General features: G+C 60.6%; 1 protein-coding gene. It reads right to left on the minus strand.

Annotated elements, in window-relative coordinates; genetic code table 11:
• A partial coding sequence (locus tag CN601_RS22395; RefSeq protein ID WP_218923272.1) for an acyl-CoA dehydrogenase family protein occupies positions 1-353 on the minus strand: 353 nt, incomplete at both ends.

Consider the following 353-nt stretch of genomic DNA (forward strand, 5'->3'; position numbering starts at 1 on the left):
ATTGAGCAGCACCCCGGCGCCGCCATCGTCGCTGGCGGCCGTCAGGGAAATCCACTCGGCCAGGTAGGAGCCGGTGGAGTAGAACTTGCTGCCGTTGAGGATCAATTTGCCGTCGGCACGCCGTTCGACCCGGGTCTTGAGCGCGAATTTGTTCTTGCCGCCCACTTCAGCCAAGGCGTTGCCGAAACGTTTGCCGGCCAGCACATCGCGGATCAACCGGTCGCGAATGTCGTCGGAGTAACCGGTGAAAATCCCTCGCAGCATGACGTTGTGGATTTGCAGTAACTGACCGACACCGCCGTCGGCGATTGAAATGAGGCGCACGGTTTCGACGATGGTTTCCACCGAGGCAC

The organism is Bacillus sp. AFS017336, assembly GCF_002555445.1.
Lineage (GTDB): Bacteria > Bacillota > Bacilli > Bacillales > Bacillaceae_G > Gottfriedia.